12 protein-coding genes and 4 tRNA genes are annotated in these 13,207 nt (G+C 50.5%); 11 read left to right on the plus strand and 5 right to left on the minus strand.

What is annotated here, in order from left to right; translation table 11 throughout:
• Positions 1–26: 26 nt before the first annotated feature.
• The gene (gltX, locus tag D9734_RS10745) at positions 27–1,442 is read right to left on the minus strand and encodes a glutamate--tRNA ligase (protein ID WP_130207364.1); all 1,416 of its coding nucleotides are present in this window, start codon (positions 1,440–1,442) and stop codon (positions 27–29) included.
• 258 nt (positions 1,443–1,700) lie between these two features.
• On the opposite strand from gltX, the gene D9734_RS10750 reads away from it, so the two are divergent.
• From D9734_RS10750 to D9734_RS10770, 5 genes are all read left to right on the plus strand, one after another.
• Positions 1,701–1,776 (plus strand) — tRNA-Val (locus D9734_RS10750).
• A 44-nt stretch (positions 1,777–1,820) separates the two neighbouring features.
• Positions 1,821–1,896, plus strand: a tRNA-Val gene (locus tag D9734_RS10755).
• 46 nt (positions 1,897–1,942) lie between these two features.
• Positions 1,943–2,018, plus strand: a tRNA-Val gene (locus D9734_RS10760).
• 4 nt (positions 2,019–2,022) lie between these two features.
• Positions 2,023–2,098: transfer RNA gene (locus D9734_RS10765), tRNA-Lys, on the plus strand.
• Between the two features lie 351 nt (positions 2,099–2,449).
• Complete coding sequence (locus D9734_RS10770; protein ID WP_130207366.1) at positions 2,450–3,448, plus strand: bile acid:sodium symporter family protein; 999 nt, start codon at positions 2,450–2,452, stop codon at positions 3,446–3,448.
• Here D9734_RS10770 and D9734_RS10775 read toward each other — a convergent pair.
• The 3 genes from D9734_RS10775 to zipA all read right to left on the minus strand — a co-directional run bounded on the left by D9734_RS10775 (position 3,445) and on the right by zipA (position 6,731).
• A complete protein-coding gene (locus D9734_RS10775; protein ID WP_111948453.1) occupies positions 3,445–3,663 on the minus strand; it encodes a DUF3820 family protein in 219 nt (72 codons plus the stop codon). The genes D9734_RS10770 and D9734_RS10775 overlap by 4 nt on opposite strands.
• Position 3,664: 1 nt before the next feature.
• On the minus strand, positions 3,665–5,680 hold the full coding sequence (ligA, locus tag D9734_RS10780) for an NAD-dependent DNA ligase LigA (protein WP_130207368.1): 2,016 nt from the start codon (positions 5,678–5,680) through the stop codon (positions 3,665–3,667).
• A gap of 70 nt (positions 5,681–5,750) precedes the next feature.
• The gene (gene zipA, locus D9734_RS10785) at positions 5,751–6,731 is read right to left on the minus strand and encodes a cell division protein ZipA (RefSeq protein ID WP_130207370.1); all 981 of its coding nucleotides are present in this window, start codon (positions 6,729–6,731) and stop codon (positions 5,751–5,753) included.
• A 229-nt stretch (positions 6,732–6,960) separates the two neighbouring features.
• Here zipA and cysZ point away from each other — a divergent pair, with 229 nt between their 5' ends.
• From cysZ to crr, 5 genes are all read left to right on the plus strand, one after another.
• Positions 6,961–7,722 (plus strand): sulfate transporter CysZ, encoded by a 762-nt coding sequence (gene cysZ / locus D9734_RS10790; protein ID WP_130207372.1) that lies wholly within the window; start codon positions 6,961–6,963, stop codon positions 7,720–7,722.
• A 184-nt stretch (positions 7,723–7,906) separates the two neighbouring features.
• On the plus strand, positions 7,907–8,878 hold the full coding sequence (gene cysK, locus D9734_RS10795) for a cysteine synthase A (protein ID WP_000034402.1): 972 nt from the start codon (positions 7,907–7,909) through the stop codon (positions 8,876–8,878).
• A gap of 382 nt (positions 8,879–9,260) precedes the next feature.
• A complete protein-coding gene (ptsH, locus tag D9734_RS10805; RefSeq protein ID WP_000487600.1) occupies positions 9,261–9,518 on the plus strand; it encodes a phosphocarrier protein Hpr in 258 nt (85 codons plus the stop codon).
• A 44-nt stretch (positions 9,519–9,562) separates the two neighbouring features.
• Positions 9,563–11,290, plus strand: coding sequence for a phosphoenolpyruvate-protein phosphotransferase PtsI (gene ptsI / locus D9734_RS10810; protein ID WP_000623129.1), 1,728 nt, complete (start codon positions 9,563–9,565; stop codon positions 11,288–11,290).
• A 40-nt stretch (positions 11,291–11,330) separates the two neighbouring features.
• The gene (gene crr, locus D9734_RS10815) at positions 11,331–11,840 is read left to right on the plus strand and encodes a PTS glucose transporter subunit IIA (protein WP_000522247.1); all 510 of its coding nucleotides are present in this window, start codon (positions 11,331–11,333) and stop codon (positions 11,838–11,840) included.
• 41 nt (positions 11,841–11,881) lie between these two features.
• Here crr and pdxK read toward each other — a convergent pair whose 3' ends face one another.
• Positions 11,882–12,733: a pyridoxine/pyridoxal/pyridoxamine kinase gene (gene pdxK, locus D9734_RS10820; RefSeq protein ID WP_130207376.1), complete on the minus strand. Its 852-nt coding sequence runs from the start codon at positions 12,731–12,733 to the stop codon at positions 11,882–11,884.
• A 103-nt stretch (positions 12,734–12,836) separates the two neighbouring features.
• On the opposite strand from pdxK, the gene D9734_RS10825 reads away from it, so the two are divergent.
• Positions 12,837–13,205, plus strand: a complete 369-nt coding sequence (locus tag D9734_RS10825) for a YfeK family protein (RefSeq protein ID WP_000719945.1) — start codon at positions 12,837–12,839, stop codon at positions 13,203–13,205.
• Positions 13,206–13,207 lie beyond the last annotated feature (2 nt).

Consider the following 13,207-nt stretch of genomic DNA (forward strand, 5'->3'; position numbering starts at 1 on the left):
CTGCCGTTTATCTTTTTATACGCTAATTACTGCTGATTTTCGCGTTCAGCAATAAAGGCCAGCGCTTTGTTGATACGCTCAATGCTACGTGTCTTACCGATCGCGTGAACGGTAACGTCCAGCGCCGGAGACTGCCCCGCACCGGTAACGGCGACACGCAGCGGCATACCAACTTTACCCATGCCCACTTCCAGCTCATCCGCCGTTGCCTGAATTGCGTGGTGAACATTTTCCGCCGTCCAGTCAGTGATAGCAGACAGTTTATCGCGCACTACTTCCAGCGGCTGACGCGCTACCGGACGCAGATGTTTTTTCGCAGCATCGGCATCAAACTCAGCAAAATCTTCGTAGAAATAACGGCAGCTTTGCGCCATCTCTTTGAGCGTTTTGCAGCGTTCGCCCAGCAGTTTCACCAGCTCAGCAAGCTGCGGACCGTTACGGGTATCAATATTTTCCTGCTCGATGTGCCACTGTAAGTGAGTAGCCACATACTCCGGCGGCAGCGCGTTAATATAGTGATGGTTCAACCACAGCAGTTTGTCAGTGTTGAACGCACTGGCAGATTTGCTGACGGCATTCAGGGTGAAGTACTTGATCATCTCTTCACGGGTGAAGATTTCCTGATCGCCGTGAGACCAGCCCAGACGCACCAGATAGTTCAACAGTGCTTCTGGCAGATAGCCGTCGTCGCGGTACTGCATTACGCTGACTGCACCGTGACGTTTGGACAATTTTTTACCGTCATCACCGTTGATCATAGAAACGTGCGCGTAAACCGGTACGGGCGCTTTCAGTGCTTTCAGGATGTTGATCTGGCGCGGCGTGTTGTTGATATGGTCTTCACCACGGATGACGTGAGTGATTTCCATATCCCAGTCGTCAACCACCACACAGAAGTTATAGGTCGGAGAACCATCGGTACGGCGGATAATCAGATCATCCAGCTCCTGGTTGCTGAACTCGATCGGACCACGGATCTGATCGTCAAAAACAACGGAACCTTCCTGTGGGTTAGCAAAACGTACAACGCACGGTTCATCATCAGCGTGATGTTCATGGCTGTGGCGGCAACGGCCGTCATAACGCGGCTTCTCGCCTTTTGCCATCTGCTCTTCACGCAGCGCTTCGAGGCGCTCTTTAGAGCAGTAGCATTTATAGGCAGTACCCTCTTCCAGCATCTGATCGATCACCGCGTTATAGCGATCGAAACGTTTGGTCTGGAAGTACGGGCCTTCATCCCACTCCAGACTCAGCCAGTTCATGCCATCCATAATGGCTTCGATAGCTTCCGGCGTGGAACGCTCAAGATCGGTGTCTTCAATACGCAGCACGAACTCACCGCCGTGGTTACGTGCAAAAAGCCAGGAGTAAAGAGCAGTACGCGCGCCGCCAACGTGCAGATAGCCTGTTGGGCTTGGCGCGAAGCGAGTTTTGATTTTCATGAAATGGCCTTACGTTTAGAAAGATGCCGACAACCGGCAAATCCTGGAAAAATTGAGTGGGCGATATTCTATCACTCCCGCCTGATTCCTCAATGTAGTTCGGGTTGCTACCTTACGCATTATTGTTTTCGTTGACAAATTGCGCAACGCGGTCTGTTTTGCGATCACCTTGCTTAAATTTACGACGAACAAACAATTTCTTTAGAAAATGCGTTGACTCATTTCCAACTCTCCCTATAATGCGACTCCACACAGCGGGGGTGATTAGCTCAGCTGGGAGAGCACCTCCCTTACAAGGAGGGGGTCGGCGGTTCGATCCCGTCATCACCCACCAACTACTTTATGTAGTCTCCGCCGTGTAGCAAGAAATTGAGAAGTGGGTGATTAGCTCAGCTGGGAGAGCACCTCCCTTACAAGGAGGGGGTCGGCGGTTCGATCCCGTCATCACCCACCACTTTCTCGCCAGCTAAATTTCTTGTAAAAATGTGAAGTACCGAAGTGGGTGATTAGCTCAGCTGGGAGAGCACCTCCCTTACAAGGAGGGGGTCGGCGGTTCGATCCCGTCATCACCCACCACTTCGGGTCGTTAGCTCAGTTGGTAGAGCAGTTGACTTTTAATCAATTGGTCGCAGGTTCGAATCCTGCACGACCCACCAATGTAAAAAGGCGCCCTAAAGGCGCCTTTTTGCTATCTGCGATACTCAAAGATTCGAACCTGCAGCAGGTTCGAGTTGAGCGCAGCGAACTCCGTGTAACATTCTTTATTCAATAAAATACCCGTTCTAAAACCAGCGCTGACCACGCTAAAACTGCTATGTACATCAGTAGTAATAACCTTCTGTGATTTTTTCGGCTGTCACATAGTTTCCTCAGTTAACAGCCCCTATTTGTCAACCAGGCGAAGCTCCCCCTGACTTCCCATTACCACGCACAAATTGATAAGCAATTCAGTTTTATTTATCAATCAGAACAACGCACAATGAAAGCATCGGTCATCTGGAGTCTTTATGAAACTTTTTCGTATCCTCGATCCTTTCACTTTAACCCTGATCACGGTGGTATTGCTGGCTTCTTTCTTTCCGGCCAGAGGCGGTTTTGTCCCCTTCTTTGAAAATCTGACCACGGCAGCTATTGCCCTGTTGTTCTTTATGCACGGTGCGAAGCTGTCGCGTGAGGCGATAATTGCTGGCGGTAGTCACTGGCGATTGCATTTGTGGGTAATGTGCAGCACCTTCGTACTGTTTCCGATTCTGGGCGTACTGTTTGCCTGGTGGAAACCGGTAAATGTCGATCCGATGCTCTATTCCGGTTTTCTCTATTTGTGCATTCTCCCGGCTACCGTGCAGTCTGCAATCGCCTTTACTTCAATGGCGGGCGGTAATGTCGCGGCGGCGGTTTGTTCTGCGTCGGCATCCAGCCTGCTGGGGATTTTCCTTTCGCCGTTGCTGGTCGGTCTGGTAATGAATATCCACGGAGCAGAAGGCAGTCTGGAACAGGTCGGTAAGATTATGTTGCAACTACTGCTGCCGTTCGTGCTGGGACATCTTTCTCGCCCGTGGATTGGTAACTGGGTAGCACGCAATAAAAAGTGGATAGCAAAAACCGACCAGACATCCATTCTTTTGGTCGTTTATACGGCATTCAGCGAAGCCGTCGTTAACGGCATCTGGCACAAAGTCGGTTGGGGTTCGCTGCTGTTTATTGTGGTAGTTAGCTGCGTATTGCTGGCTATTGTGATTGTGATTAACGTCTTTATGGCGCGTCGACTGGGTTTCAATAAGGCGGATGAAATCACTATCGTCTTCTGTGGCTCGAAAAAGAGTCTGGCGAATGGTATTCCGATGGCGAACATTCTGTTCCCCACATCGGTGATCGGTATGATGGTACTGCCGTTGATGATTTTCCATCAGATCCAACTGATGGTTTGCGCGGTACTGGCGCGTCGTTATAAGCGCCAGACCGAGCAACTGCAGGCGCAGCAGGAAAGCAGCGCCGGAAAAGTTTAAAGCGGACGTTTCAGGGGCTGGACCAGTTGCGTCAGCCCCTCGGTTTTAATCAGCAACGTGATTTGCATTAACTCACCGAGTTTGCCTGCCGGAAACTCATCTTTGCGGGCAAACCACAGCAGATACTCTTCCGGCAGGTCGATTAAGCGACGCCCTTTGTACTTGCCAAACGGCATCACCGTATTGGCAATTTCAATCAGCTGCTCTTTCTCCACCTCAGCTCCCCAGCAAACGCAGCATTTCAGCTTCGTCGATGACTTCAATACCCAGTTCCTGCGCTTTCGCCAGTTTAGAACCTGCAGCTTCTCCGGCAATCACCAGATCGGTTTTCTTCGACACGCTGCCCGCCACTTTCGCGCCCAGTTCGATCAAGCGAACTTTAGCGTCATCACGCGACATCTGACTTAAGCTACCGGTGAGCACCACGGTTTTACCGGCAAACGGGCTGTCGATCTCTTCCGCGTTAATCACCACCGGCGCAGGCCAGTGAACGCCTTCCGCCAACAGCTCGCTGATGACATTGCGGTTGCTTTCTTCGGCAAAGAAGTTGTGAACATGAGATGCCACCACGATCCCGACGTCTGGCACTTTTTGCAGCTCTTCAATCGAGGCTGATTCCAGCGCTTCCAGCGTGCCAAAATATGCCGCCAGACCGGCTGCGGTAGCCTCACCGACTTCACGGATGCCAAGGGCATAGAGGAAGCGGGCAAAGGTGGTTTCTTTCGCTTTTTCCAGCGCGTTAACCACATTTTGTGCCGATTTCGGCCCCATTCGCTCCAGCCCGGTAAGTTTGCCTGCGGTGAGTTTGAACAGGTCCGCCGGAGTGTGAACGTATTCTTTTTCAACCAGCTGGTCGATAATTTTGTCACCCATGCCATCAACGTCCATCGCACGACGGGAAACAAAGTGTTTCAGCGATTCTTTACGTTGAGCACCGCAAATCAGGCCACCAGTACAGCGGGCCACCGCTTCGCCTTCCACACGTTCCACGTCAGAACCACATACCGGACAATGCGTCGGGAATACAACCTCACGGGTATCTTCCGGGCGTTCAGAAAGCACGACGTTAACCACTTGTGGGATCACGTCACCTGCGCGGCGAATCACCACTTTATCGCCAATGCGTAAACCGAGACGTTCAATTTCGTCGGCATTATGCAGTGTGGCGTTGCTCACCAGCACGCCTGCAACATGGACAGGTTCCAGACGCGCAACGGGCGTAATCGCTCCTGTACGCCCAACCTGAAACTCTACATCGCGCACAAAAGTCATTTGTTCCTGCGCAGGGAATTTAAACGCAACAGCCCAGCGCGGGGCGCGGGAAACAAAGCCAAGTTGCTCCTGCTGCGCCAGCGAGTTGACCTTAATGACTACACCGTCAATATCAAAGCCCAGCGTCGGGCGGTCTTCTTCCACTTTGTGGTAAAACGCCAACACGTCTTCTGCTGATTCGCAAAGCGTTACCCGATCGCTGACTGGTAATCCCCACGCTTTAAACTGCATTAAGCGGCCCAGATGAGTATCCGGCAACTCGCCACCTTCCAGTACGCCAACGCCATAGCAGAAGAAAGTAAGCGGTCGCTTCGCAGTAATACGCGGATCAAGCTGGCGCAGAGAACCTGCCGCCGCATTACGTGGGTTAGCAAACACTTTTCCGCCCGTGCGTCGCGCCTCTTCGTTAATCTTCTCAAAGCCCGCCTGCGGCAGGAACACTTCACCACGCACTTCCAGACGTGCTGGAATATTCTCACCATGCAGTTTCAGCGGAATGGCGCGAATGGTACGCACGTTAGACGTGATGTCTTCCCCAGTAGTGCCATCGCCACGGGTTGCCGCGCTTACCAGTACACCATTCTCATACAGAATGCTGACGGCAAGCCCATCGAGCTTTAACTCGCAGCACCAGGTCACTTTTTCGTTGCTTTTCAGACGATCCTGTACGCGTTTGTTGAAGGCGAGAAAACTCTCTTCATCAAATACGTTATCCAGCGACAGCATTGGTACTTCATGACGGATCTGGCTAAAGGCTGCCAGCGGCGCAGCACCTACACGTTGGGTAGGTGAATCAGGGGTAATCAGCTCTGGGTGTTTGGCTTCCAGCTCACGCAACTCGCGCATCAGCCTGTCGTATTCAGCGTCGGGGATTTCCGGCGCATCCATCACATGATAAAGATATTCATGGTGGCGAAGCGTCGTTCGCAGTTCTGTCAGTTGTTGTTCGATTGATTCCATATCGCACCATCAATGCTAAAAACCCCCGACAAGCGGGGGTTCGAAAAGAAGTTAATTTGCCTTAAGTGTATCAGGCGTTGGCGTCTTTGACTTCGCGGATGATGTCCTGATACTCGCGCAGTTTCTGCGGAGTCATCATACGGCGCTGATCGTCAAGCACTACGCCGCCTACTTCATCGGCAATATGCTGCGCGGATTGCAGCATCAGCTTGAAGTTTTGCAGTTCATCACCGTAAGACGGCACCTGCATGAAGATAGTGACACCCGGCGTTGTGAAATCCTTCATTTCAGGATCAAAGGTTCCCGGTTTCACCATATTCGCCAGGCTGAATAACGCAGGGCCGCTGCCATCCGGGCTAAGATGGCGATGATAAATATTCATATCGCCAAAGATAAAGCCCGCCTGTTGAATGCTATTAAGAAGCAGTTCACCGTTTAGCTCGCTACCGTGATGCGCCGCGACGTTCATGATGATCACCGCTTCTTTGCGCTTCGGCTTATCCATCACAGGCGCTGGTTCAACTACAGGTTCAGGCTGTGGTGCCGCTACAGGTTCCGCGGTCTGGAAAGTAGGCTGCGGAGCTGGAGGCACCTGCGAAACAACCGGCTGTTCAGGCTGCGGCGGGTAAGCCGGCTGCTGTACTGGCTGCGGTTGTTGCACTGGCTGCGGTTGCTGAACAGGCTGCGCTGAATGCGGAGCATGTTGCGGCGGTACCTGCGCTTCAGGCGGCTGCTGAACCGGTTGACGCGGTTGCGCAGACGCATAAGGCGGTTGGTACTGGTGTTGCGGCGACGGACGAGCAGCCTCATGCTCCTGGGCGTTAGCCGGGGCATGATTTACGCGGTGAACACGAACCTCACCAACGCCCTCATCATCTTCGACATCCTCGTCATAAGAATCGTCGTCACGTTTTGACTTCATTCGTTTTAGTGGCCGATCGCGAAACATAGAAGATCGTTCTTTACGGCTGGTCCAGAAACCATGTACCAGTAAAGCGATTATGGCGATCGCGCCAACAATGATTAATATCAGACGCAAATCCTGCATCATTATATTCTCTGTTGTTCTAACACCTTGCCACCACGGCAAACATTTACTCACTAAGAGTATTTGTCGATTACCTCAAGTGCAAGTGCACTATTAACTTTCACAGCACAAAGATAGATGAAATCGTGCTTTTTGCTGGTTTTTCGAACATATCCTAACTGTCCATTGCGCAAATACCCGGTAAAATACGCAGAACTTTCCTGGGATTGGTCAAAAGGAGCATATCCTGATTATGGTTTCAACATTCACATCTGCCTCACGCAGCGGTTTTTACTATTTTGCGCAAGGCTGGAAGCTCGTCTCGCAACCTGGGATTCGCCGTTTTGTCATCTTACCGCTGTTGATCAATATCTTGTTGATGGGAGGCGCGTTCTGGTGGCTCTTTAGCCAGCTGGATGTTTGGATCCCGTCGTTAATGAGTCACGTACCTGACTGGCTGCAATGGTTGAGCTATTTGCTGTGGCCTGTAGCGGTTATCTCCGTGCTACTGGTTTTTGGCTATTTTTTCTCCACCATCGCCAACTGGATTGCCGCACCATTTAACGGTTTGTTGGCTGAACAACTGGAAGCAAGACTGACTGGCGCTACGCCACCGGATACCGGTATTTTCGGCATCATGAAAGATGTGCCGCGGATTATGAAACGTGAATGGCAAAAGTTTGCCTGGTATCTGCCGCGCGCGATTGTATTGCTGATCCTTTACTTCATCCCTGGCATTGGGCAAACCGTTGCACCGGTGCTGTGGTTCCTGTTCAGCGCCTGGATGTTAGCCATCCAGTACTGCGACTATCCGTTCGATAACCACAAAGTGCCATTCAAAGAGATGCGCACTGCCCTGCGCACGCGCAAAATCACTAATATGCAGTTTGGTGCTTTAACCAGCTTGTTCACGATGATCCCGGTACTCAACCTGTTCATCATGCCGGTGGCCGTTTGTGGCGCTACGGCGATGTGGGTCGATTGCTACCGCGCTAAACATGCATTATGGCGGTAACAATTTACCGATTATTTTGTAAACATTATGTGTGGAACAGGGGTGGCTTATGCCGCCCCTTATTCCATCTTGCGAGCCATTATTTCCCTTCTGCATATAGATATGCTAAATCCTTACTTCCGCATATTCTCTGAGCGGGTATGCTACCTGTTGTATCTCAATTTCATACAGTTAAGGACAGGCCATGAGTAAGATTTTTGAAGATAACTCGCTGACTATCGGTCACACACCGCTGGTTCGCCTGAATCGCATCGGTAACGGACGTATTCTGGCGAAGGTGGAATCCCGAAACCCCAGCTTCAGCGTTAAGTGCCGTATCGGTGCCAATATGATTTGGGATGCCGAAAAGCGCGGCGTACTGAAGCCGGGCGTTGAGTTGGTGGAGCCAACCAGCGGCAATACCGGGATTGCACTGGCGTATGTGGCTGCCGCTCGCGGTTATAAACTCACTCTGACCATGCCGGAAACCATGAGTATTGAACGCCGCAAGCTGCTCAAAGCGTTAGGTGCAAACCTGGTGCTGACCGAAGGTGCTAAAGGCATGAAAGGTGCGATTCAAAAAGCGGAGGAAATTGTTGCCAGCAATCCAGAAAAATACTTGCTGCTGCAACAATTCAGCAACCCGGCAAACCCGGAAATTCATGAAAAAACCACCGGCCCGGAGATCTGGGAAGATACTGACGGTCAGGTCGATGTGTTTATTGCTGGTGTCGGCACTGGCGGTACGCTGACCGGCGTCAGCCGCTACATTAAAGGCACCAAAGGCAAGACTGACCTCATCTCTGTTGCCGTAGAACCAACCGACTCTCCCGTTATCGCCCAGGCGCTGGCAGGTGAAGAAATCAAACCCGGGCCGCATAAAATCCAGGGCATCGGTGCTGGCTTTATCCCGGCTAACCTTGATCTCAAACTGGTCGACAAAGTTATTGGCATCACCAATGAAGAAGCCATCTCTACTGCGCGTCGCCTGATGGAAGAAGAAGGCATTCTTGCCGGGATCTCTTCCGGCGCGGCTGTTGCTGCGGCGTTGAAACTACAAGAAGATGAAAGCTTTACCAATAAGAATATTGTGGTTATTCTTCCATCATCGGGTGAGCGTTATTTAAGCACTGCACTGTTTGCCGATCTCTTTACCGAGAAAGAATTGCAACAGTAATGCCAGCTTGTTAGAAATGCGTAAAAAAGCACCTTTTCAGGTGCTTTTTTGTGGCCTGCTTCAAACTTTCACCCCTCCTGGCATTGATTCAACTTGTCGGAACTGGTATTTAACCTGACTAATTATTTTGATGCGCGAAATTAATCGTTACAGGAAAAGCCTTAGCTGAATCGATTTTATGATTTGGTTCAAGTCTTCCTTTAGCGGCATAATGTTTAATGATGAACGAAACGTCAGCGGCCAACATCCGCCAGCAATGGACTGTATAGAGCACTTCGTGCGTCGCGTCTGTTAAAACTGGCGCTAACAATACAGGCTAAAGTCGAACCGCCAGGCTAGACTTTAGTTCCACAACACTAAACCTATAAGTTGGGGAAATACAATGTTCCAGCAAGAAGTTACCATTACCGCTCCGAACGGTCTGCACACCCGCCCTGCTGCCCAGTTTGTAAAAGAAGCTAAGGGCTTCACTTCTGAAATTACTGTGACTTCTAACGGCAAAAGCGCCAGCGCCAAAAGCCTGTTCAAACTGCAGACTCTGGGCCTGACTCAAGGCACCGTTGTGACTATCTCTGCAGAAGGCGAAGACGAGCAAAAAGCGGTTGAACATCTGGTTAAACTGATGGCGGAACTCGAGTAATTTCCCGGGTTCTTTTAAAAATCAGTCACAAGTAAGGTAGGGTTATGATTTCAGGCATTTTAGCATCCCCGGGTATCGCTTTCGGTAAAGCTCTGCTTTTGAAAGAAGACGAAATCGTCATTGACCGGAAAAAAATTTCTGCCGACCAGGTTGATCAGGAAGTTGAACGTTTTCTGAGCGGTCGTGCCAAGGCATCTGCCCAGCTGGAAACGATCAAAACGAAAGCTGGTGAAACGTTCGGTGAAGAAAAAGAAGCCATCTTCGAAGGGCATATTATGTTGCTCGAAGATGAGGAGCTGGAGCAGGAAATCATAGCCCTGATTAAAGATAAGCACATGACCGCTGATGCAGCTGCTCATGAAGTTATCGAAGGTCAGGCTTCTGCCCTGGAAGAACTGGATGACGAATACCTGAAAGAGCGTGCGGCCGACGTACGTGATATCGGTAAGCGCCTGCTGCGCAACATCCTTGGGCTGAAGATCATCGACCTGAGCGCCATTCAGGATGAAGTAATCCTGGTTGCCGCTGACCTGACGCCGTCTGAAACCGCACAGCTAAACCTGAAGAAGGTGCTGGGTTTCATCACCGACGCGGGTGGCCGGACTTCCCACACCTCTATCATGGCGCGTTCTCTGGAACTGCCAGCCATCGTGGGTACCGGTAGCGTCACCTCTCAGGTGAAAAACGACGACTATCTGATTCTGGATGCCGTAAACAATCAAGTTTACGTCAATCCAACCAATGAAGTTATTGATAAACTGCGCGCCGTTCAGGAGCAAGTTGCTTCTGAAAAAGCAGAGCTTGCTAAACTGAAAGATCTGCCAGCAATTACGCTGGACGGTCACCAGGTCGAAGTGTGCGCTAACATCGGTACTGTTCGTGACGTTGAAGGTGCAGAGCGTAACGGCGCTGAAGGCGTTGGTCTGTATCGTACCGAATTCCTGTTCATGGACCGCGACGCGCTGCCAACCGAAGAAGAACAGTTTGCTGCTTACAAAGCGGTGGCTGAAGCGTGTGGCTCACAGGCAGTTATTGTTCGTACCATGGACATTGGCGGCGATAAAGAGCTGCCGTACATGAACTTCCCGAAAGAAGAGAACCCGTTCCTCGGCTGGCGTGCTATCCGTATCGCGATGGATCGTAAAGAGATCCTGCGCGATCAGCTTCGCGCTATCCTGCGTGCCTCTGCTTTCGGTAAATTGCGCATCATGTTCCCGATGATCATCTCTGTTGAAGAAGTGCGTGCACTGCGCAAAGAGATCGAAATCTACAAACAGGAACTGCGCGACGAAGGTAAAGCGTTTGACGAGTCAATTGAAATTGGCGTAATGGTGGAAACACCGGCTGCCGCGACAATTGCGCGTCATTTAGCCAAAGAAGTTGATTTCTTTAGTATCGGCACCAATGATTTAACGCAGTACACTCTGGCAGTTGACCGTGGTAATGATATGATTTCACACCTTTACCAGCCAATGTCACCGTCCGTGCTGAACTTGATCAAGCAAGTTATTGATGCTTCTCATGCTGAAGGCAAATGGACAGGTATGTGTGGTGAGCTTGCTGGCGATGAACGTGCTACACTTCTGTTGCTGGGGATGGGTCTGGACGAATTCTCTATGAGCGCCATTTCTATCCCGCGCATTAAGAAGATTATCCGTAACACGAACTTCGAAGATGCGAAGGTGTTAGCAGAGCAGGCTCTTGCTCAACCGACAACGGACGAGTTAATGACGCTGGTTAACAAGTTCATTGAAGAAAAAACAATCTGCTAATCCACGAGATGCGGCCCAATTTACTGCTTAGGAGAAGATCATGGGTTTGTTCGATAAACTGAAATCTCTGGTTTCCGACGACAAGAAGGATACTGGAACTATTGAGATCATTGCTCCGCTCTCTGGCGAGATCGTCAATATCGAAGACGTGCCGGATGTCGTTTTTGCGGAAAAAATCGTTGGTGATGGTATTGCTATCAAACCAACTGGTAACAAAATGGTCGCTCCGGTTGACGGCACCATTGGTAAAATCTTTGAAACCAACCACGCGTTCTCCATCGAATCTGATAGCGGCGTTGAGTTGTTCGTTCACTTCGGTATCGACACTGTTGAACTGAAAGGCGAAGGCTTCAAGCGTATTGCTGAAGAAGGTCAGCGCGTGAAAGTTGGCGATACTGTGATTGAATTCGATCTCCCGCTGCTGGAAGAGAAAGCCAAGTCTACCCTGACTCCGGTTGTTATCTCCAACATGGACGAAATCAAAGAACTGATCAAACTGTCCGGTAGCGTGACTGTGGGTGAAACCCCGGTTATTCGCATCAAGAAGTAATTCTTGCCGCAGTGAAAAATGGCGCCAATCGGCGCCATTTTTTATGCTTCCGCCAACGGCGGCAAAATCAATTCATCGCTCTCATGTTGCTGGGTGTAGCGCATCACCTCCAGTACGCGTAAGCCTGCGCTATGTACCGCGTCAGTTAATTCCTTACCTTTCAACAAGCCACTGATGAGCTGGGCGCAAAACAGATCGCCTGTTCCTTTAAGGTCCGTCTTTACCCGAGAATGGGAAATGACATTCACGCTGTCGGCACTGACCACCACCACCTGCATCTCCTGATTTTCTTCGTTACCAGAGGCGCTGGTAATAACCACCCATTTTAATGTGTCTGAAAGCAAACTTTTTGCTGCGGCAATGGCGCTGTCGAGATCGCGGCAGTTTTTACCGGTCAGGATTTCCAGCTCAAAGATATTTGGCGTAATTCCCTGCGCCAGTGGCAACAAATATTGCCGATACGCATCGGGCAGGTCAGGTTTGACGTAGATACCGCTATCAATATCGCCAATGACCGGATCGACCATAATCAATAAGTCAGGATGGTTTTCGCGTAATACAGTCAGCCACTCGGCAAGTATTTTGATTTGCGACGCGGTTCCCATATAGCCGGTGGTGACAGCGCGCAGCTGGCGCAGCGCATCACGCTCCTGTAGTGCACGTAAATAGCCGCTAAACCATTCATCCGGAATCGCACCACCGTAGAACGTATCATAATGTGGCGTATTGCTGAGCAACACGGTCGGCACGGCAAAGACATTCAGGCCGTTCTGTTTAATAGCAGGCACGGCAATGCTGTTGCCTACGCTGCCATACACCACCTGCGACTGCACAGCGACAATATCCGCCTGCAACGCTCTGCTCTTATCGTTAAACAACAACAAACTACTCATTTAATTTTTCTCCTTGCCGATGATCCTCATCGCATCCCAACCGAAACTTTACCTGATTTTGGCAGTCAAATCGGCTATCACAAAACAAGGATATGGTAATTCAGTGAAGAAAATCATTTGTCTGGTCATTACGCTGTTGATGACACTCCCCGCTTACGCGAAGTTAACTGCCCACGAAGAAGCCCGCATCAACGCCATGCTGGAGGGATTAGCACAGAAAAAGGATTTGATATTTGTGCGCAACGGCGATGAACATACCTGCGATGAAGCGGTTTCCCACCTGCGCCTGAAGCTGGGCAACACCCGAAACCGCATTGACACTGCCGAACAATTTATTGATAAGGTTGCCTCGTCATCATCGATTACCGGGAAGCCTTACATCGTGAAGATGCCCGGTAAGAGCGATGAAAATGCGCAACCTTTTTTACATGCACTGATTGCGCAGACGGATAAAACAGTGCCTGCGCAATAATC

It is taken from the genome of Escherichia sp. E14S1, from assembly GCF_004211995.1.
Lineage (GTDB): Bacteria > Pseudomonadota > Gammaproteobacteria > Enterobacterales > Enterobacteriaceae > Escherichia.

Bases quoted from the DNA above. Each gene is read 5' to 3' on its own strand.
- gltX (WP_130207364.1), bottom strand. From the start codon at position 1,442: ATGAAAATCAAAACTCGCTTCGCGCCAAGCCCAACAGGCTATCTGCAC.
- D9734_RS10770 (WP_130207366.1), top strand. From the start codon at position 2,450: ATGAAACTTTTTCGTATCCTCGATCCTTTCACTTTAACCCTGATCACG.
- ligA (WP_130207368.1), bottom strand. From the start codon at position 5,680: ATGGAATCAATCGAACAACAACTGACAGAACTGCGAACGACGCTTCGC.
- zipA (WP_130207370.1), bottom strand. From the start codon at position 6,731: ATGATGCAGGATTTGCGTCTGATATTAATCATTGTTGGCGCGATCGCC.
- cysZ (WP_130207372.1), top strand. From the start codon at position 6,961: ATGGTTTCAACATTCACATCTGCCTCACGCAGCGGTTTTTACTATTTT.
- cysK (WP_000034402.1), top strand. From the start codon at position 7,907: ATGAGTAAGATTTTTGAAGATAACTCGCTGACTATCGGTCACACACCG.
- ptsH (WP_000487600.1), top strand. From the start codon at position 9,261: ATGTTCCAGCAAGAAGTTACCATTACCGCTCCGAACGGTCTGCACACC.
- ptsI (WP_000623129.1), top strand. From the start codon at position 9,563: ATGATTTCAGGCATTTTAGCATCCCCGGGTATCGCTTTCGGTAAAGCT.
- crr (WP_000522247.1), top strand. From the start codon at position 11,331: ATGGGTTTGTTCGATAAACTGAAATCTCTGGTTTCCGACGACAAGAAG.
- pdxK (WP_130207376.1), bottom strand. From the start codon at position 12,733: ATGAGTAGTTTGTTGTTGTTTAACGATAAGAGCAGAGCGTTGCAGGCG.